This is a genomic window from Methyloceanibacter methanicus, assembly GCF_001723285.1.
Taxonomy (GTDB): domain Bacteria; phylum Pseudomonadota; class Alphaproteobacteria; order Rhizobiales; family Methyloligellaceae; genus Methyloceanibacter; species Methyloceanibacter methanicus.
The window spans coordinates 1-762 of the sequence record NZ_LPWG01000006.1; the positions used below are offsets into that span (position 1 = coordinate 1).

Below are 762 nucleotides of genomic sequence, written 5' to 3' on the forward strand. Positions count from 1 at the left end.
AGAACAGGCGTTGGAGGACGTAAATAGTATCGCCCGGCTGGACGGGGTAGTCGGTTGGGACCATGACGGTGGACATGACGCCGTCGAAGCTGCGTGTGAGGCGGACGAAGCGTTTCTTGGCGCGCGGGGTGTAGCCTTCGGCGACGGCGACGGCGTTTTCGACGGTGAGGCCCGATGCGAAAGGATACTGTCCGGGCCGCGTGACCTCGCCGAGGATGTAGAAGGGCCGGTAGGTGATGACTTCGGCAGTGACCTTCGGATCCTTGATGTATTGGCTGCGCAGCCTGCGGGCGACCTGGCGGGCGACTTCGGCGGCGGTGAGGCCGCGGGCGCGGACCTCTCCGATCAGCGGGACCGAGACGGTGCCGTTGGCGCTGACGGTATAGACATTGGACAGGTTCTGCTGTCCGAATACGATGATGCGGACGCGGTCTCCGGCGTCGAGCGTATAGGTGGCATGAGGCACGACGGGCACGCCGGGCGGGGCGCGTCCTGCGCCGGGCGGGAAGAACTGTCCGGGGCCGGGCAGGGGCGCGGGCGTCGAGAGCGCCAGGTCCGGCGTGGTGAGGCCCGGGATGGCGCTGCCTTTACAGCCCGACAGGCCGCTTGCGAGCACGGCAAGCAACAGGACGAAGACTTTGGCGCTGACCGTGATACGGCACGTGGTCATAGAGCGGCTCCAGGACGTCGACAAACGACACCGCTAGACGGCGTCGATACGTCCCGAACCTACCCTTCGCATGGTTAATAAATGCTGAGCGG

1 protein-coding gene is annotated in these 762 nt (G+C 65.7%); it reads right to left on the reverse strand.

Annotated elements, in window-relative coordinates; translation table 11 throughout:
• On the reverse strand, nt 1–670 hold a 670-nt coding region (locus AUC68_RS04430), incomplete at its 3' end, for a polysaccharide biosynthesis/export family protein (protein ID WP_069436545.1).
• Nucleotides 671–762: the final 92 nt, after the last annotated feature.